Here is a 17,267-nt window from a genome sequence, read left to right as displayed (position 1 = left end):
TGACACCGCAGCGGCGGTCCTGCGACCGGCCGATGCGCGCTCAGCCTGTCTTGCACGTTAAGCCTATCTTGCGCGCCAAGCTCTTGCGAGTTAGGCGCGCCGGCCCTTCAGGCGCAAGATGTAACCGATCACTTCGGCGACGGCCTTGTAGTGTTCGACAGGAATCTCTTCGTCGATCTCGACGGTTGCGTAAAGCGCCCGCGCCAAAGGCGGGTTCTCGATGATCGGCACGCTGTGCTGGCCGGCGACCTCGCGGATCTTGAGCGCGACCGCATCGACGCCCTTGGCGAGGCAGAGCGGCGCGCCCATGCCGGGTTCGTATTGCAGCGCGACGGCGAAGTGGGTCGGGTTGGTGATGATCACGGTCGCCTTGGGAACGGCAGCCATCATGCGCTTGCGCACGCGCTGCGCGCGGATCTGGCGCAGCTTCGCCTTGACCTCGGGATTGCCTTCCGAGTTCTTGTACTCGTCCTTCAGCTCCTGCTTCGTCATCTTCTGGCGCTGGTACCAGGAGTAGCGCTGATAGCCGAAATCGCCGATCGCGATCACCGCGAACAAAGCGAGCGCGCTCGCCATCAGCTTGATCGTCAAGGCCAGCGTCGCCGGCAGCAGCGCCGAGACATTCATCTGGGCAAAACTCTCGAGCCGGTCATGCTCGTTCCAGAGCGTGGTCCAGAGCACGACACCGATCAGACCGGTCTTGGCGAGCCCCTTGGCGAAATTCACCCAGGCTTCCTTGCCGAACATGCGCTTGGCGCCGGCCATGGGCGAGATGCGGCTGAACTTCGGCATCATCGGCTCGAAGGTCCAGAGCGGCCTGTGCTGGATCAGCGCGCCGGCGAGTGCGGCGCAGAGGATGAAGGCAAGCGGCAGCCCGATCGCGGAAAAGCCGGTCATGATGCCTTGCCGGGTGACGTTCATGAAGGCCGTGCCGTCGGAGGGCACCTGGTGGGCGTTCATCAGGAAGCTGCGCAGCGAGAGTGCCGATTCCCGCGCCGACCAGCCGGCTGCGACGAGCAGCGCCAGGGTGAAGCCGCACAGCACGAAGAAGGTGCCGATCTCGTTGGAGCGGGCGACGTCGCCCTTCTCGATCGCCTGATCCAGCTTTCGCTGGGTCGGGTCTTCTGTTCTGTCCTCGTTGTCGGCCTCGTCAGACATCGCCGCTCAGTTTCCGGTGAATTGGCGCAGGAAGACGCCGAGGTCATTGAGGAAGACGCTCATCATCACGCCGAGGACGGCAGCGAGCACGACCATGCCGCCGAAGATCGAGGCCGGCACGGCCAGGAAGAAGACCTGGAGCTGCGGCATCATCCGGGCGAGCACGCCCATGCCGAGATTGAACAGCAGCCCGAAGACGATGAAGGGCGCCGAGATCTGCACGGCGAGCGCGAATCCTTGCGCGGCGGCGCGGACGGCCAGGGTCATCACGTCGCCGATATCGGGCAGGCCGCCCGGCGGCAGCACGCGGTAGCTCTCATGGACCGCGACGATGGCGACATGATGCAGGTCCGTCGTCAGGATGAGCGTGATGCCGAGCATGGTCAGCAGGTTGCCGACCGAGGGATTCTGCTGCCCGCCCGTCGGGTCGATCGTCGTGGCGAAGCCCAGCCCCATCGTCTGCGCGACGATCGCGCCCGCCGATTGCAGGCAGGCCATGACGAAGCGCGAGCACAGGCCGATGACGAGGCCGATCAGCACCTCGCTGGCGAGCAGGCCGACGACGCCGGGCATGTCGCTCGGCACGCGCAGCAACGGACGGACCATCGGCGCCAGCATCAGCGCGATGAAGAAGGCCAGCGACAGCCGCGCCCGCGAAAAGACGAAGCGCTCGCCGATGCCCGGCATCAGCATGACCATCGTTCCGACCCGCGCGAAGACGAGCACGAAAACGGCGCTGATCTCGGGCAGGATCGCGATCTGCATCGGGCGCGGCGGGCCTCTTCGCCGATCGGTGCGTCGCAAGCTGGGGCCATGGGCGACCATGGCCGGGCAAAGCTGCGGCAGGTTCATTCGCCCGTGGCGATTCGGACGGCGACCCGCCCCATATAACCTGCGAGCGCGTCGCCCATGAACGGAAGAAACACCATCAGCGTCACGAAAACGGCGAGGATCTTCGGAACGTAGACGAGCGTCTGTTCCTGGATCTGCGTCAGGGCCTGCACCAGCGAGACGGCGAGGCCGACGATGAGCGCAACCGCCATCACCGGCCCACCAGCCTTGAGGAAGACGAAAATGCCGTCGCGCGCGACGTCGAGGATGGCTCCGGAGGTCATTGCTTCGCTTCTTGTCCTGGCTTCTCGTCCTGAAACGCGGCGGCCGTCAGACCGGCATCCGCATGATTTCCTCATAGGCTGCGATGATCTTGTCGCGTACGGCGACGAGCGTCTCGATTGCGGCCTCGCTTTCGGCGACAGCGGTCACGACATCGACCACATCGGAGCGGCCGGCGGCGACATTGGCCGTCTGCGTGTCGCTCTTCTTGCCGGCGTCGGCGGTGGCTTCGAGCGCCTTGCTGATCAGCGACGAGAAATCCGGGCCGTCGCCTGCGCCGGTCGCGGCGGCGAGCGGCTTGCGCATCAGATTGCCCGCGCCCATCCCCTGGATCGAGGCGTAGGCTCCCGCGGCGAAGCTGGGTGTGGCCATGGCTGGGATTCCTGTTCCGGGCCGCGCGATCAGGTGCGCAGGATGTCGATGGTGCGCTGGATCATCCGGCGCGTGGAGGAGATCAGATTGAGGTTGGCCTCGTAGCTGCGCTGGGCCTCGCGCATGTCCACGGTTTCGATCAGGGTATCGACATTGGGCATGCGGACATTGCCCGAGGCGTCGGCGACCGGATTGCCGGGCTCGAATTTCGTGCGGAAGGCGCTCTGGTCGCGCTGGACGCGGCCGAGATTGACCAATTGTGCATCGAGGTCGCGATCGAAACGGCGCTGGAAGGTCGGAATCTTGCGGCGATAAGGGTCGGCACCGGCGCTGGCGGGACCGGAATCGGCGTTGGCCATGTTCTCCGCGATCACCCGCATGCGGCCGGACTGGGTGCGCAGGCCCGATGCCGCGACCGCGATGCTCTTCATCAAATCCATGATTTGCCTCCCACCTTAGCGGTGCCGGTCAGCGACCCTTGCCGATCGCGATCTTCATCAGGCCCAGCCCCTTGGTGTAGAGCGAGGCAGCGAGCTGGTAGTCAGACTGATTCTGCGCGACCTTCATCATCTCGTCCTCGAGATTGACCGCGTTGCCGTTCGGCGTGATTTCGAAACGCGGAGCGCCCGTGCTGTCGAAGCCGCCGCCACGCTGGCCGGAGAGGCCCATATGACTGGCGCTGGTCTGCGCCATCACGACTCCGGCCTGGCCGGGCGCGATCGCGGGCGCCTTCAAGTCATGCGGACGAAAGCCCGGGCTGTCGGCATTGGCGACGTTCTCGGCCAGCAGCTTCTGACGCGATTGATGCCAATGCATGCGCGTCTTCAGCGCCTGCATCAGGTTTCCGCCGGTGCCCAAAGCAGTGTCGGCCATGGTCGCTCGTTCCGTTCCGGTCACCCTGGGGCCGGCTGTCGCCAAGGGGCGACCGCGCGGCGAGGCTTTCGCTCACTGGGTAAATATTGCCGGGTGCAGGGTTAACGACTGGTTAAAATCGGACTGGGTGCGCGAAACGGTTAACCACGCGTTCACCATGTTGCCCGATAAGAAAAGCGTTATGCTATAGCCAAGGCGTTGAACCTTGGGCGGAAACATCGGCCGCTCGAAGGCGTCGCCGTCGCTCATGAGGCAAACCTTGCAGACGTTGTTTGGCTTCGATCTTTCCACCGGGCAAAAGTGGATCATCGCTTTCGCTGTCATCCTGGCTCTGCTGGCGCTGCTCGGCTTGTTCGCGCGCCAGATCAAGGGTGGCCGTCTAAGGGTGAGAGGGCAGGGCGGCGGTCGCGCTCGCCAGCCGCGCCTCGGCGTCGTCGACATCCACGATCTCGACCGTCAGCGTCAGCTCGTCCTGATCCGACGCGACAATGTCGAACACCTGATCATGATCGGCGGTGTCTCGGACATCGTGGTCGAAACCAACATTCTGCGCAGCGGCGGCCGTGCGGCGTCGGCGCTTCCCACGGAGACCCAGGCGCCCGAGCGGCCGGGCGCCTTCGAGGCCCTGCCGCCGACCGAGGCCGCGCGTCAAGACACGCGTCAAGACCTGCGCCAGGAACAGCCCGCACTGGATCGGCTGCCGATCCGATCGGTTCCGGGCAGTGCGCCGTCGCGCCCTGCGCAACAGGGGGCGACGCAGGCCGAGGCTCCTGGCGCTATTGCTGCCGCCGTCGTCCTGCCCAGCCTTGCGGCTGCAGCTACCCAGATGCCGGCACCGGTGGTTCAGCCGCCGAGCTTCACGCGCGATTTTTCTCCGTCGCAATCTGCCAGCGCCGTTGAACTCGACAGCATGACGCAGCAATTGGAGGAGGCGCTGAAGCGGCCTCACTCGGCCGTCCGCTCGGCGAATGCGCCTGCAGAGCCGCCGCGACCTCAGGACGTGCCCAAGCCGCCAGCGCCGCCGATCGAGCCGGAGGTCGAGACCCCCACTCTTGCGCCGGCGATGCCGACGCCGACACCACCTGCGCCGCCCGAAACGGCTGGGCGGCCGATTCCGTTGCCGGCCGATGTCGAGGCCGAGCTCGAAATGGCCCTGGGCCTCAGGCCCGAGCGCATAGTTCCCAAGGCGCCTGCCGTCACCGTCACGGCAAAATCTGCTCCCGTCGCACCGCCACCCGTGGCTCCCGTGCCGGAGCCGGTCGTGGAGCCGGAACCCGTCAAGGCTGCCCCAGCCAAGAGCGAGCCTGCGGCCGTGATCGAGCAGGCTGCTGTCGAGTCGATTCTTGCCGACGATATCGACGATTCGTTCCTCGAAGCTCCGGGCAAGCCCGCCGAGTCTGCGCCTGCCTCCGAGCACAAGCATGAGGCGAGCCCGGCTCCCGAGCCCAAGACCTCGGCGAGCGAACCGGAACCCGCCCTCAAGCCTGAACCCAAGCCTGAACCCAAGCCTGAGCCCAAGCCTGAACCTCAGCCCGAGGCTGCGCCTGCGCCGAAGCCTGCCGCCATCGACCCTTTCTCCGTCGATGCGATCGAGGCGGAGTTCGCACGCCTGCTCGGCCGCGATCCCAAGCCCAAATCCTGACATCACACAGGCCCGCCTCGTCGCCTTTGCGAGGCGGGCCTGGGCGCGATCAACGGGCACGATCAACAGGATTGTCGGTGTGCGCGGGCTTGACGCCCGGTCCCCGGTTGCCGGGGCGCGCTGGCCGGTTCTAGCGTTGGCCGGCCCGATCGACTGAGTCGGGCGCTGTTCCGGCCCGGCGTGACCTTGACGAGAACCCTTGAGAGATCGCTGCGAGGCGGCCGCGCCCTATGGGGCGCATTCGCGCTCTTGCCGGTGCTGGCGGCTCCGGCCTGGGCGCAGACGCTTTCGCTCGACCTGGGGCAAGGCGGGGGCGTTGCCGAGCGCGCGCTCCAGCTCATCGCCGTCATCACGGTGCTGTCGCTCGCGCCGTCGATCCTGGTCATGGTGACGTCGTTCACGCGCATCGCCGTCGTGCTGTCGTTGCTGCGCTCGGCGCTCGGCACGCAGACCGCCCCGCCGAATGCCGTGATCATCGGGCTGGCGCTGTTCCTGACCGGCTTCGTCATGACGCCGACGCTGCGCGAGGCCTATCGCACGGCGATCGAGCCGCTGGTTGCCGGCCAGATCCAGCCGCAGGAGGCCTATAATCGCGGGGTCGTGCCGTTCAAGGCGTTCATGCTCAAGAATGTCCGCGAAAAAGATCTGGCGCTGTTCATGGAGATGTCGCGCGAGCCGGTTCCCGCGCGGCCCGAGGATGTCCAGATCCAGGTGCTGGTGCCGGCCTTCATGATCTCGGAACTGCGCCGGGCCTTCGAGATCGGCTTCCTGCTGTTCGTGCCCTTCCTGATCATCGACCTGGTGGTGGCCTCGATCCTGATGTCGGTCGGCATGATGATGCTGCCGCCGGTGACCGTGGCGCTGCCATTCAAGCTGATCTTCTTCGTGCTGGTCGACGGCTGGGGGCTTGTCGCGAGCTCGCTGGTGAAGAGCTATGGCGGGTCGGGATAGGGCTCAGCCCTGCCTGGGCGATGGGGTCGCGCTTTCAGCAGCGCCGGTCTGGCCATCGGCCGGGGGCTGCTCGGGCCTGGGGCGCTGCCGCACGGCGGTGGAGTAGCCGGGGTAGCGGGCGCGGTAGGCCGTCATGAAGTCGGTCAGGGTGTCGGAACCCGCTGCCGCGCGGGCCATCTCGCGGATGTCGGAGGCCTTGGCGCGGCTGGCTCCGGTGACGAAGGCAAAGGTGCGCGCATCCGTGCTCTGCGCCATCTTGACGGCGAATTTGCCTCGCAGCCGGTCCAGCGAGAGCGCCTCGTTCGACATGACATAGGAAATCGCGCTGCGCATCACGTCGGCGCGCTCGCCTTCGCTGAGGGGCGCGGTGCCTCGCCAGCTTTCGCCGAGCATGCGTTCATGCGCCTCGCCGGCCTCCCGCCAGCGCTTGCCGGTCCAGAAGATGTCGGAGCGCAAACGGTCGACCTCGGGCCCGCGCTCGGCTTCCAGCAACTCGAGCGCCTGGTCGGTGCGCGACAAATCGGACAATGCCTTGGCCTCGAGCAGCAGGCGGGCGCGCTTGACGTCGCCGGGCAGTTCGATCAGCCGCGTCGCGTTGAGCGCACGCAGCGCCTCGACCGGCTTGCCGTTCATCAGGTTGATCATGGCGAGCTTGGTCGCGACGGTGGAGCGTGCCGCGCCGGTCAGGCGTTTCTCGATCTGGTAGCGCAGGATTTCGCTCGCCTGATCCAGCAGGTCGAGTTCGACCAGCCTGTCGGCCAAGAGCCGGGTGATTTCATCGCCGCGCCGGCCGACCGGCAGGAATTCCTTGAAGTCGTAGAACAGGGCCAGCGCTTCGATGCGCGGCAACTCCTCGGTGCCGCGCCCGCTGAACAGCTCGGCGAAGCGCTGGGCGGTTTCGTCATGCATGCGTCGCGTCAGCGGGTTGTCGGGGTAGTTCTCATTTGCCCGGCGCGCGACCATGAAGGCGTCGCGCCAGCGCTGGTGGTCGGCATAGAGCCGGCCAAGTTCGGCCAGCGCCTCCATCTCCAGATCGCCGCCGCGCCAGATGATCGATACCGTCTCCAGGCGAGCGATGGCTTCGTCGGACGATATGTCCGGCCGCTTTTCGGTCTGTACCAGTTTGACCGCGCGCAATTGCGCCTCGGCGGCGACAGGCCGGCTGCGGGCCTCGAACAAGGGCTTGTAGCCGTTCAGCGCCGCTTCCGGCCGGCCGCCGACATCGTCGAGGATGGCGCGCAGGAGCGCGAGTTTCTCGGGGTCGACCAGGCCGCGCGGCAGGTTCGAGAGTTTTTCGATCTCGCGCTCGGCTACGGTGAGGTCCTGCATCGCCAGTGCCGCGCGAGCCTTCGCGAAGCGCAGTTCGGCCTGGATCTCCGGTGGATAGCGATCGAGGGTCGCCTCCGCGCGGCGAAAGCCAATGAGCGCCTGGGCGTTGCGCCCAAGTCTCTGCTCCGGCAAAGCACGCCAGAGGCCAGCTTCGGCATCCTCCTTGATCGGGCCGGCATCGAAGGCGGTGATCGCCTCCTGATTGCGATGCATGCGCACCGCGATCAGCCCCTTCAGGAAGAGCGGCTCGCGCTGGTTCCGCATGGCCGGGTCGTCCGCCATCATTGCCGACAGGGGGCCATTGGCTTCCGCCATCAAACCATTGGCCGCGTAGAAGCGCGCCAAGGCGAGACGCGCCTCGGATTTGCGGCCGCGCGAGGCGTCGGCGACGTCGCGCAGCAGGGCGCGTGCGCCGTCCCGCACGGTGTCGACGTGCAGCTTGTTCCATTGCTCGGGATCGAGCAGGGGCGGCTGGGCGGCCGCAGTCTGGTTCGTGTCGCTCGGCGCCTCGGCGGGCACGTCGAGCGTCACCGTCAAGCCACTGGCGCGGCCGATCTGGGCCTGGTCGTTCCCGGCGCGCACCAGGAGATCGTCGGCGCGGGGCGCGACGGCAAGGCCATGGGCGGTCTGGAGCAAGTTGAATTCGACGAACTGATAGGGCTTGGCCATGACGCGCGCCGGGCCGAACGCCGTCGCGACCGCCAGCGACGTCCCGGACGGGCCCGGCTCGAGCCAGTGCACTCCCGTCATGCCAGGCAGCGGGACGGCGAGGATGGTCTGGCCGCGCTCGTCGACCGCGCGGCGCGGCGCGATCGGGGTAGCTGTCTTCTTCTGCGGCTCGCCAAGGCTTAGCGACCAGGTCGGGCCGTCATCGAGCAGCCGCGTCAATTGCTGACTCGTCAGTCGCAGACGCACCAGCGTGACCTTGCCCTCGCGGGTTACGGTCGCATCTTCGACGAGTTGCGGCAGGATGGTCTTGAAATCGGCAGGGTTGATCGTGTCGCGCGTGTCGAAGACGAGGGTGACGATCCCCGCGTCGATGAAGGCGGCTGCGCCGGTCATGCGCGGAAAGCGGAAGTCGATATGGCCGCCTTGCGCAGTGCCGGCAGCCTCGATCTTCACTGCCTGGGGTGTCGGGTCGATAACCGGCTGGGCGACAGCCGCAGGAGCTGTCGCGGGCTGGCTTTCGGGAGTGACGGCGGAGGCTGCTGCGGCAGCCGGCAAGGAGGCTGGCGTCGGCGCGGCCTTCACCGCCACATCCGTTCCCTCCGGCAGGCTCGCCAATGTCGGTCCGGTGGTTTTGGTGGGGCGCAGGAGATCGACCGTCAGCCCATCCTCGTCCTGGAAGTTCCTGACCTGCCAGTCCTTCGGAATCGAGAGTTCAAGCCGTGTCGTGGTCTCTGCGGTCTCGTGGGAGAGCAGCGCGACGCCGTCCGGCAAGGCGCGTTTGAGGGCAGAGGGTTCGACCGTCAGCGGCTGGTCGAGGGTCAGGTTCAGAGTGCCGTCCTCAAGCGCAGTCGTGAGAGTGGTCCCGAGAGGCGCCTGGAAGACCAGGCGCTCCAGTGTCGGCAGCTTGGCGCCGCGCACGATCAATGGCTTGTTCTGGGGCCGCGGCTGACGCGCAGCTTCCTTGACGCGGGCTTCAGCCTGCTTCAAGCGCTCCGCCATGTCGGCGATCACTTCGGGCGGTGGACCGGGCAGCAATCCGGTCCAGTTCTCGGGCAAAAGATCGATGAAGGCCTTGTCGCCAGCCTCGATCAGATTGGCGCGGAACCGCTTGGGCAGCGCGAAGCGCATGCCGAGCCCGTCGGGATCGAGCCGCGCCAGGGTGATGTATTCCGGCAGCTCCTTGGCGATCTTGTTGATGTCGATCTTCACCGGGGAGGCGAAGGCGACCACGAGCACGCCATTGTTGAGGCGGATGCGGGTGGGCGTCGGTTCGTCGAAGGTCAGGGCGAGGCGGCCGAAGCCCGGCGGCATGTCCTGGCCGCGCAAGGTGGCGTTGGCGGCGAGGGCGGGCTCGCACAGGCCCGCGCCGATGGCGAGCGCAGCCAACCCGATACCGAAGGCAAGGGAACGCGGGACACGCAAAACCGGAGAACTCACGCAACGCGACACGAACAGGCCGGAGCTGCCTGACCAGGCCGCCCGCCTGCTTTGGACGCTAGCCTGTCAAGGATAATGCCGGGTTAACGTGGCCGCGCCATAATATCCTTGTGGAACAATCGTTTAGAGGGTTCGTCGGGGTTGCGGGCTTTCGTCGGGGCTGCGGGCTTGGGCAATACGGAAGCCGCCGAGGGCCGGCCATGGCACGGCGCCAGCCACGCGATGATTTCGAGCGCGCAGGCGATTTAGGTTTACCCGCCGGCTGCGCGTGCCGATTTGGCGCTCACAAGGCCAGAATCATGCCGTGCCGGCTAAAAAACGGGTGCAATTATCAAGAAATTAACCATACTTCCGCACTGGTCAGTAGGGGGTCGCGTTCTATCCGAAACAAGAGCCTGGGTTGGAGGACGCGATGCTGATTTATGTCGGGATTTTCTATTTGTCGTGCTTCGCGGTCTTCCTGGAACTGGTCGATCGCGCCCCGATCATGGATTGACGTTCGGCCGACGCCAGGCCGCCCGGCCAAGACATCCGACCCGTGAAATCGTCGTGCTGACGAAAAGCAGCGCTGTCGTGGCGGTCATCAGCCTTTGGGCGAGCGTTTTTGCTGGAGCCTGATCTGTTGCGGCGCTCGATTTTCGCGCGTTGGCCGGCCATCGCCGATGCCGGCAATCAGATCATCGCTTGCTGCGGTCCGCGAATTCATGAGGGCGGCCCTCTATTGCCTGACCGCCCATAAGGAAAAGCCGCAGCCCCGGTTGCGTTGAGCCCGGCCTTGGTTTGGTGCGATCAGCGACGCGGAGCGGGCGCTATGGCCGGCAGTTCGTTGCCCGGTAGCGGCACGAGTTCGGCCGTGCTGCGCTCTGGTGCGCGCGAGCTCGTGGCGAGGGCCACCGTCAGTTTCTCGGCCCGCTCGGGCGACATGGCGGCGAGCACGTCGGACATCTTGCGCGGGTTCATCTGCTGGACAACCGGCAGCAGCACGTCGAGGCCGAGGCGGTCGAAGACGCGTGCGGCGTCCTTCGGCTTCATCGTCTCGTACATGATCACGAGATTCTTGATCGCCTTGAGTTCATCCTCGGCGGGTTTGCGCTTGGGGCCGTCGACCTTGTCCTCAAGCTGCTTCAGGTCGCCGACGCGGCCGTCGAGCTTCTTCTCGGCGGTGTCGAGCAGGCGTTCGCGCATCTCCAGTTCGCGAACCCGGGCATCGATCTCTTCGCGCCGCTCGCCGAGGCGTTCGAGAATGGCCCGCTCGGCGGGGGAGGCGATCTTGGCCGTGCCGTTGACGACGCCGGCCTTGTTGTTGGGGTTGGCGGCGCGCGCCGCCTCGGCCTTGGCTTCCGCCTCGGCCTTCTCCTGCTCCTTCTTCGGATCAGGCTTGTCGACCGAGCCGGTCGTCTCGGGGTCGCGCAGGACGCGATCGGGTGCATGCGCCTGGGCGATCACCTTGGCGAGGGCCCAGACCTGGGGCTCCGGCTTCATGGGGCGAGTATTGTCGGAGGAAAAGACACTCGCGCTTGACGGCACCTTTCCCGGATAGGGCTCCGCCGTCCAGGCAAGCAGCTTCAGCGCCAGGAGACCCATGGCGCCGAGAATCACTGCCGGAAAGAGGCGGGGCCTTTCGATCACGCGGCCTGGCCTTCCAGGCGTCGGGCGGCACGGGCGCGGATGGCGGCCGCGGATTCGGCGGCGCTGGTCATGCGCGAAATCGGGGTGGGCTCGGGCGCTGGCGGTTCCGCGGCTTTCGGCGCGACCAGCGTGGCGGCGCTGACGATCTGCGAGATCCGCTCCATCACGGTCTGACCGGCTTCGATCTGGGCGGCGAGGTCGGCGGCGTAGCGTTCGGCGGTGCGCAGGCGCTCGGCCAGGGTGCGGTCGCAGTCGCCCAGCGTCAGCTTCAACCCGGCGATGGCGCGCTCAGCGGTATCGGTCGCCGAGATCAGCGCGCCGACGGTCTGGCGCATGGCACCTTCGTCGGCCTTGAGGCGCTCGATGCGCTTGGCCAGCACGTAGCAGGTGATGATGGTCGCGACGAGGAGGCTTGCGACGAGGGCATCGGCGATGAGGGTGATCGTCATGGCTTGGTGAATATCCGCGTCAGGAGGGGGAACCGAGATGGCTCGTGGCGCTGTCGAAGGCGGCGATCGTGGTCTTGGAGCGGCGCAGCGGGCTGACGACCTGAACGGCGATCTTGTCGTCGACACGTCCGATCCGGCCCTCGCTGACGATGAAGTCGCCGCAGCGCAGTGCGACCGTCGAATCGGGCCTGGCGTCGAACATCAAAGTGTCGCCGATCTCGAGCTTCATCACCCGCTTCAGCGGCATCTTTGTCTCATGGAGCACGCAGGTCACGGCGACGTCGGTCTGCCAGACCTCGGTCGCCAGATGGTTTTCCCAGATCGCATCGCGCCCGAGCTTCTCACCCATGAAGCTTTCGAGCAGCAATTCGCGGATCGGCTCGATCGTGGCGTAAGGCAGCAGCAGATGCAGGCAGCCGCCCCGGCCTTCCATGTCGAATTTGAGCTCGACGCGGATGGCGGCGTTGGCGGGGCGGGAGATCGAGACGAAGCGCGGATTGGACTCGATGCGATCGACCGTGAATCGCACCGGCGAGAGCGGTCTGAAGGCGGCCTCGGCATCACTCAGGATCAGCGCGATGACGCGCTTGAGCATGTTGATCTCGATCGAGGTGAAAGGGCGGCCGTCGACGCGCGGCGCCGGCTGGCCGCGCTTGCCGCCGAACATCGTGTCGAGCACGGAATAGATCAGCGAGGACTCGATCGTGATCAGGCCGAAATTGTCCCACTCCTCGGCCTTGAACACCGAGAGCATGGCGGGCAGCGAGATCGAATTGATGTAGTCGCCGAAGCGCACCGAGCGGATGCTCTCCAGCGAGACCTCGACATTGTCGGTGAAGAAGTTGCGCAGGCTGGTCGAGAGCAGGCGCACGAGACGCTCGAAGATGATCTCGAGCATCGGCAGGCGTTCATAGGCGACCGAGCCGGAATCGACGATGGCCTGGATGCCGTTGCGGGCGTCCCGGTCGTCGCCGATGGAGAAACCGAGCATCGTGTCGATTTCGTCCTGCGACATCAGGCGGTCGGTGCCGCCATCCTGTTCGCCTTCCTCCACCAGCATGTCGGGCATGGTCGCCCATTCGGCCGCCATCCCTTCCGGGCTAAGGGGCTCGTTCTTGGGCTTGCCGGCCAGGTCGAGGTCGTCGTTGCTCATGTCTTCGTCGTCATCCCGGCTGGAGCGCGGAAGCCCGGAGGGCTCACTGCACCAGCAATTCCTTGAACAGCACCGCGTCGATCTTGGCCGGATAGACCGTGACGTTGACGCGGCGCAGCAATTCTTCCTTGAGGCGATACATGCCGGCCGAGCCTTCCAGATCGGCCGGGCGCAATTCGCGCATGAACACCTGGAAAGCGTCCTCGACACGCGGCAGCAGCGGCTTGATCTCCTCGGAGACCTTGGCGTCGGCGATCTCGAGCACGACCTTGACCTTGATGATCGGCTGGCGATCCTGCTGGCCGCCCGGCGAGATGCCGATCATCATGTCCCTCATCTCGACGAAGCTCGCCGGCTTCTTGGCGGCCTTCGCATGCTCGGCCGCTGCGATCTGCTCCGGGGAGGGCTGCTTCATGAAGAAGAACCAGCCGCCGCCGAGCCCGGCGAGCAGCAGCGCGCCGCCGAGGATCATGATCAGCTTCTTCTTGCCGGGCTTGGACGCCTCGCCGCCCTCGGCAGCCTCTTCGTCGGTCTTTCCGGACTTCTTCGACATCGCAGCACCGCCTCGGGCTGGGCGCGCGCGGCATCGATGCCCTGCTCCCTGTCATTACCCTGATCAATCACGGTTAACGCGTCGTTAAGGACGGCAAATCTTGCCGGGTCATTTCTGCCCGAAGCCTCGAATTTGCCGGGCCTTGCAAGGCCGGGAGAGACCATGATTTATTTTGTATATCAGTATGTTAGTTGATTTTAACCATGTTGGCACAGCGCTTGCGGATGTGGTGCTGCGATGGCTGCGCTGGGGAGCGTCGAAGCGATCGCGGGACAATTCGGGAGACCATGCCGTGGAGAACGCGCTTCTCGTCGGCCTATCGCGTCAAATGGCTTTGGCGCGCGAGCTGGATGTCATCGCCAACAACCTGGCGAATACCGGCACGAACGGCTTCAAGTCGCGCTCGGCGCGCTTCAATGAATTCATCATGCCTGTCGCCAGCGCGGAGACCTTTCCGAACGGCGACCGGCGGCTCTCCTATGTCATCGACAAGGGCACGCCGATCGACCTGTCGCAGGGAGCGCTGGAGCGCACCGGCAACCCGCTCGACGTCGCGCTGCGCGAGGACAACTACCTCGTGGTCCAGACGCCGAACGGCCAGCGCTACACCCGCGCGGGTTCGCTGAGCCTGAACCAGCAGGGCGAGCTCGTGACCCAAACCGGGCTGCCGGTGCTGGGCGAGGGCGGGCCAATCCGCTTCAGCAACACCGAGACCAATTTCAGCATCGCCGTCGACGGTACCGTCTCCAGCGATCAAGGCGTTCGCGGCAAGCTCAGGCAGGTCCGCTTCAACAATCCGCGGGCGCTGAGCAGCGACGGCAACAACCTGTTCGCCTCGGCGACGCCGCCGCTGCCGGCCGGGCCGCAGGCCAGGCTCGAGCCCGGTGCGATCGAGGGCTCGAATGTGAAGGCCATCATCGAGATGACCCGCCTGATGGAGGTCCAGCGCTCCTATCAGGGCATCGCCAACATGATGACCAAGACCGATGAGCTGCGCACCAAGGCGATTTCCCGCCTGGCCGATCAGCAAGCCTGAACCGGGGAAGGAGCAAGCCAATGCGCGCCCTGCAGACAGCCGCCACCGGCATGATGGCCCAGGAACTCAACGTCCAGGTCATCTCCAACAACATCGCCAACGTGCGCACCACTGGCTACAAGCGCCAGACGGTGCATTTCCAGGATCTTCTCTACGAGAATTTCCGGCGCGCCGGCTCGGCCACCTCCGACCAGAACACGATGGTCCCGGCCGGCACCTTCATCGGCTCCGGCGTCAAGACGACCTCGACCGGGCGCATCATGAGCCAGGGCAACCTGTCCTCGACCGAGAAGCAGTACGATGTCGCCATCAGGGGCGAGGGCCTCTTCAAGATCCGCATGCCTGATGGTCGCACGACCTATTCGCGTGACGGCTCCTTCGACCTCGACGCCCAGGGCCAGCTCGTGACCCGGGACGGCTATACGGTCGAGCCCGGCATCACGGTTCCAAACAACGCGACCAGCGTCAGCATCAATGCGCAGGGCACGGTCGAGGTCCAGCTTCCCGGACAGACCGCGCCGCAGACGCTGGGCCAGCTCCAGCTCACCCGCTTCGTCAACAAGGTCGGTCTCGAATCGATCGGCGACAACCTGTTCGTGGAGACGGCGGCCTCAGGGCCAGCGATCGACGGTGTCGGCGGCGGCGAGGGCTTCGGCACGCTGCAGCAGAACTATCTCGAAGAAGGCAACGTCCAGGCCGTGACCGAGCTCACCACGCTGATCGCAGCTCAACGCGCCTATGAGATGAACTCCAAGGTCATCACCGCCGCCGACCAGATGATGTCGGCGACGACGTCGATGTTCCGCGGTTAGGGCTGAGGGTGCGCGCCATGATCCGCTTGTCCATCCTCCTCGCTACCGTCGCGCTGGCTGGTACGGCGTTTGCCGCCCAGCCCCATCCAGTCGCTCGCGCCGGGGCCGTCGCGGCAATCGTCGCGCCGCCGCCGCAACAGCCGTCGGCTCCGACGCCGGTGCGCAAACCCTTCCTGCGTCCGGAGCTCACGCTCACGAGCGAGCTCGTCAGCTTCGGCGATCTGCTCTCGGGATTGCCGAGCGAGGCCGCTGCGACCCCGGGCTTCCGGGCGCCCGCACTCGGCGAGACCGGCACGATCCAGGTCAGCCGCATCATGGAGGCCGCGCGCGCCGCCGGCATCATTCGTGATGCGGGCGACATCGAGAGCCATGGCTTTGCGCAGGTGATCGTGACCCGCGCTGCGCGCCGCCTGATGGCGTCCGATCTCGAGGCGGCGGTAAAGATCGGCCTCCAGGAGCGTTTCGGAGTCGATGCCCGGGCGCTGGCGCTTGCGATCGACGGCGGCGCGCCGGCGATCGCGATCGAGCCCGAATTGACCGGCGACGTGACGGTGCTCGACCTCGGCTATGATGTCCGCTCGCGCCGGGTGCAGGCCAGGCTGATCGTGCCGGGCAGCGCAGCGATGCGGCTGAAGCCCATCCGCATCACCGGGCAGATGGTCGACACCATCGAGGTCGTAGTGCCTCGCCGCAGCATCGCCCGGGGAGAAACGCTGAGCGCGACCGACGTCGTGGTCGAGCGCCGTCCGCGCGACGGGCAGGTGAGCGAACTCATCGGCGACGCGAAGGCGGCCATCGACAAGGTGGCGCGGCGTGCGCTCAATGTCGGCATGCCGCTGCGCGTCGGCGACGTCCAGCGCGAGGAGATCGTCGGGAAGGGCGATCTCGTCACCATCGTCTATGCAGCGCCCGGCCTGCTCATCTCGATGCGCGGCAAGGCCGGCGAGGCCGGCGCGATGGGCGATGTCGTCACCGTCACCAATCCTCAATCCAAGCGCGTGCTGCAAGGCACGGTCAGCGGGCCCGGGCGGGTTTCCGTCCAGAGCTCCGCCGTCGGCCGTGTCGCCAGCGCCCCCTGATCCAGACAGTTGCGGACCCTGATCATGACCACACGCATTCTCGTCAGACTCTCCGGGCTCCTTGCCCTCAGTGTCGCTCTCAGCGCCTGTGGCGCGGCCGACCGGCTCGCCAATGTCGGCCAGGCCCCGGCCCTTTCCGCGATCGAGGATCCAACGGCGGTGAAGGGCTACAAGCCCGTGCAGATGCCGATGCCGGCGGTGGAGCACGCCTCCTTCGCGCCGAACTCGCTCTGGCGCACCGGCTCGCGCGCCTTCTTCAAGGATCAGCGTGCGCGGATGGTCGGCGATCTTGTAACGGTCAAGGTCAAGGTCACCGACAAGGCCCAGCTCGACAACACGACCAAGCGCAGCCGCAAGAACGGCGAGGACGCAGGCGCCGACAACATCCTCGGCTACGAGAACAAGCTGCCCAACGGCGCCACCGCCGGCTCGCTCCTGAAGCTCGATTCGACTGCTTCGAGCGAGGGCGTGGGCTCGGTGCGCCGCGCCGAGACCCTGGCGACAAATGTCGCCGCCGTGGTCACGCAGACCCTGCCCAACGGCAATCTGGTGATCGAGGGCAAGCAGGAGATCCGGGTCAATTTCGAGGTGCGCGAGCTGATCGTGGCCGGCGTGATTCGGCCCGAGGACATCGAATCGGACAACACCATCGATTCGACCAAGATCGCCCAGGCCCGGATCGCCTATGGCGGGCGCGGCCAGCTCACCGATGTCCAGCAGCCGCGCTATGGCCAGCAGGTCATGGATATCCTGCTGCCCTTCTAAAGGTATCGCGCAGATCTCACGAAGCTCCGGCCGGCGTGGAACGCTCCCCACTTATTCCCGCGCAGGCCGGCCGGCGGTCTCTCCCGAGCCGCCGGCTCTTATCGCCAAGTGAGAGTGGTAGACGAGAACCGGCTTGCCGCTTTTCGTCATCCCGCTCTCGTCCCGGCCGCCCGTCACGCTCCCCAAGCTCACAAGGCTGGCGGCCCAGAAGAAGCCCCGCGCCTCCCGCGCGGGGCTTTTGCCCCCG

Annotated in this window: 18 protein-coding genes; 6 read left to right on the top strand and 12 right to left on the bottom strand. The window is 66.3% G+C overall.

Going from position 1 to position 17,267, the window contains the following annotated elements; translation table 11 throughout:
* Window positions 1–90: 90 nt before the first annotated feature.
* From flhB to J2Y55_RS19120, 7 genes are all read right to left on the bottom strand, one after another.
* A complete protein-coding gene (gene flhB / locus J2Y55_RS19150) occupies window positions 91–1,158 on the bottom strand; it encodes a flagellar biosynthesis protein FlhB (protein ID WP_310156794.1) in 1,068 nt (355 codons plus the stop codon).
* A gap of 6 nt (window positions 1,159–1,164) precedes the next feature.
* On the bottom strand, window positions 1,165–1,923 hold the full coding sequence (gene fliR, locus J2Y55_RS19145) for a flagellar biosynthetic protein FliR (protein WP_310156792.1): 759 nt from the start codon (window positions 1,921–1,923) through the stop codon (window positions 1,165–1,167).
* An 83-nt stretch (window positions 1,924–2,006) separates the two neighbouring features.
* Window positions 2,007–2,273 carry a flagellar biosynthesis protein FliQ gene (fliQ, locus tag J2Y55_RS19140; RefSeq protein WP_069692353.1) on the bottom strand — a complete coding sequence of 89 codons (267 nt, stop codon included), beginning with the start codon at window positions 2,271–2,273 and terminating at the stop codon, window positions 2,007–2,009.
* A gap of 46 nt (window positions 2,274–2,319) precedes the next feature.
* Window positions 2,320–2,643 carry a flagellar hook-basal body complex protein FliE gene (gene fliE / locus J2Y55_RS19135; protein WP_103717184.1) on the bottom strand — a complete coding sequence of 108 codons (324 nt, stop codon included), beginning with the start codon at window positions 2,641–2,643 and terminating at the stop codon, window positions 2,320–2,322.
* Between the two features lie 29 nt (window positions 2,644–2,672).
* Window positions 2,673–3,083 (bottom strand): flagellar basal body rod protein FlgC, encoded by a 411-nt coding sequence (gene flgC / locus J2Y55_RS19130; RefSeq protein ID WP_069692351.1) that lies wholly within the window; start codon window positions 3,081–3,083, stop codon window positions 2,673–2,675.
* A gap of 28 nt (window positions 3,084–3,111) precedes the next feature.
* A complete protein-coding gene (flgB, locus tag J2Y55_RS19125) occupies window positions 3,112–3,516 on the bottom strand; it encodes a flagellar basal body rod protein FlgB (protein WP_310156786.1) in 405 nt (134 codons plus the stop codon).
* Between the two features lie 72 nt (window positions 3,517–3,588).
* Window positions 3,589–3,765 carry a hypothetical protein gene (locus J2Y55_RS19120; protein WP_310156784.1) on the bottom strand — a complete coding sequence of 59 codons (177 nt, stop codon included), beginning with the start codon at window positions 3,763–3,765 and terminating at the stop codon, window positions 3,589–3,591.
* Window positions 3,766–3,775: 10 nt separating this feature from the next.
* Between J2Y55_RS19120 and J2Y55_RS19115 the strand changes: the two genes are divergently transcribed.
* Both J2Y55_RS19115 and fliP read left to right on the top strand, forming a co-directional pair.
* A complete protein-coding gene (locus J2Y55_RS19115; RefSeq protein WP_310156782.1) occupies window positions 3,776–5,158 on the top strand; it encodes a hypothetical protein in 1,383 nt (460 codons plus the stop codon).
* 210 nt (window positions 5,159–5,368) lie between these two features.
* A complete protein-coding gene (fliP, locus tag J2Y55_RS19110; protein WP_404978973.1) occupies window positions 5,369–6,109 on the top strand; it encodes a flagellar type III secretion system pore protein FliP in 741 nt (246 codons plus the stop codon).
* 3 nt (window positions 6,110–6,112) lie between these two features.
* On the opposite strand, the gene J2Y55_RS19105 is transcribed toward fliP, so the two are convergent.
* From J2Y55_RS19105 to fliL, 5 genes are all read right to left on the bottom strand, one after another.
* Complete coding sequence (locus tag J2Y55_RS19105) at window positions 6,113–9,529, bottom strand: tetratricopeptide repeat protein (RefSeq protein WP_310156780.1); 3,417 nt, start codon at window positions 9,527–9,529, stop codon at window positions 6,113–6,115.
* 804 nt (window positions 9,530–10,333) lie between these two features.
* Window positions 10,334–11,173: a MotE family protein gene (locus tag J2Y55_RS19100; protein ID WP_310156778.1), complete on the bottom strand. Its 840-nt coding sequence runs from the start codon at window positions 11,171–11,173 to the stop codon at window positions 10,334–10,336.
* Window positions 11,170–11,622, bottom strand: a complete 453-nt coding sequence (locus J2Y55_RS19095; RefSeq protein ID WP_310156776.1) for a DUF6468 domain-containing protein — start codon at window positions 11,620–11,622, stop codon at window positions 11,170–11,172. The genes J2Y55_RS19100 and J2Y55_RS19095 overlap by 4 nt, the downstream gene beginning before the upstream one ends.
* Before the next feature lie 19 nt (window positions 11,623–11,641).
* On the bottom strand, window positions 11,642–12,775 hold the full coding sequence (gene fliM, locus J2Y55_RS19090; protein WP_310156774.1) for a flagellar motor switch protein FliM: 1,134 nt from the start codon (window positions 12,773–12,775) through the stop codon (window positions 11,642–11,644).
* Between the two features lie 43 nt (window positions 12,776–12,818).
* Window positions 12,819–13,328, bottom strand: a complete 510-nt coding sequence (gene fliL / locus J2Y55_RS19085; RefSeq protein ID WP_310156772.1) for a flagellar basal body-associated protein FliL — start codon at window positions 13,326–13,328, stop codon at window positions 12,819–12,821.
* A gap of 292 nt (window positions 13,329–13,620) precedes the next feature.
* Here fliL and flgF point away from each other — a divergent pair, with 292 nt between their 5' ends.
* From flgF to flgH, 4 genes are read left to right on the top strand one after another with little or no spacing between them, the layout of a single operon-like run.
* On the top strand, window positions 13,621–14,364 hold the full coding sequence (gene flgF / locus J2Y55_RS19080; RefSeq protein WP_310156771.1) for a flagellar basal-body rod protein FlgF: 744 nt from the start codon (window positions 13,621–13,623) through the stop codon (window positions 14,362–14,364).
* 20 nt (window positions 14,365–14,384) lie between these two features.
* Complete coding sequence (gene flgG, locus J2Y55_RS19075) at window positions 14,385–15,176, top strand: flagellar basal-body rod protein FlgG (RefSeq protein WP_310156768.1); 792 nt, start codon at window positions 14,385–14,387, stop codon at window positions 15,174–15,176.
* 17 nt (window positions 15,177–15,193) lie between these two features.
* Window positions 15,194–16,255, top strand: coding sequence for a flagellar basal body P-ring formation chaperone FlgA (gene flgA, locus J2Y55_RS19070; RefSeq protein ID WP_310156767.1), 1,062 nt, complete (start codon window positions 15,194–15,196; stop codon window positions 16,253–16,255).
* A gap of 24 nt (window positions 16,256–16,279) precedes the next feature.
* Window positions 16,280–17,020, top strand: a complete 741-nt coding sequence (flgH, locus tag J2Y55_RS19065; protein ID WP_103717199.1) for a flagellar basal body L-ring protein FlgH — start codon at window positions 16,280–16,282, stop codon at window positions 17,018–17,020.
* The last annotated feature ends 247 nt before the right edge of the window (window positions 17,021–17,267 follow it).

The sequence above is a fragment of the Allobosea sp. BE125 genome (genome assembly GCF_031456075.1).
In the GTDB taxonomy this organism is placed as follows: domain Bacteria; phylum Pseudomonadota; class Alphaproteobacteria; order Rhizobiales; family Beijerinckiaceae; genus Allobosea.
This window is presented reverse-complemented; position numbering and strand designations above follow the sequence as displayed.

Excerpts from the sequence above, each read along its gene's own strand:
- flhB (WP_310156794.1), bottom strand. The coding sequence starts at position 1,158 with ATGTCTGACGAGGCCGACAACGAGGACAGAACAGAAGACCCGACCCAG.
- fliR (WP_310156792.1), bottom strand. The coding sequence starts at position 1,923 with ATGCAGATCGCGATCCTGCCCGAGATCAGCGCCGTTTTCGTGCTCGTC.
- fliQ (WP_069692353.1), bottom strand. The coding sequence starts at position 2,273 with ATGACCTCCGGAGCCATCCTCGACGTCGCGCGCGACGGCATTTTCGTC.
- fliE (WP_103717184.1), bottom strand. The coding sequence starts at position 2,643 with ATGGCCACACCCAGCTTCGCCGCGGGAGCCTACGCCTCGATCCAGGGG.
- flgC (WP_069692351.1), bottom strand. The coding sequence starts at position 3,083 with ATGGATTTGATGAAGAGCATCGCGGTCGCGGCATCGGGCCTGCGCACC.
- flgB (WP_310156786.1), bottom strand. The coding sequence starts at position 3,516 with ATGGCCGACACTGCTTTGGGCACCGGCGGAAACCTGATGCAGGCGCTG.
- J2Y55_RS19120 (WP_310156784.1), bottom strand. The coding sequence starts at position 3,765 with ATGAGCGACGGCGACGCCTTCGAGCGGCCGATGTTTCCGCCCAAGGTT.
- J2Y55_RS19095 (WP_310156776.1), bottom strand. The coding sequence starts at position 11,622 with ATGACGATCACCCTCATCGCCGATGCCCTCGTCGCAAGCCTCCTCGTC.
- fliM (WP_310156774.1), bottom strand. The coding sequence starts at position 12,775 with ATGAGCAACGACGACCTCGACCTGGCCGGCAAGCCCAAGAACGAGCCC.
- fliL (WP_310156772.1), bottom strand. The coding sequence starts at position 13,328 with ATGTCGAAGAAGTCCGGAAAGACCGACGAAGAGGCTGCCGAGGGCGGC.
- flgG (WP_310156768.1), top strand. The coding sequence starts at position 14,385 with ATGCGCGCCCTGCAGACAGCCGCCACCGGCATGATGGCCCAGGAACTC.
- flgA (WP_310156767.1), top strand. The coding sequence starts at position 15,194 with ATGATCCGCTTGTCCATCCTCCTCGCTACCGTCGCGCTGGCTGGTACG.
- flgH (WP_103717199.1), top strand. The coding sequence starts at position 16,280 with ATGACCACACGCATTCTCGTCAGACTCTCCGGGCTCCTTGCCCTCAGT.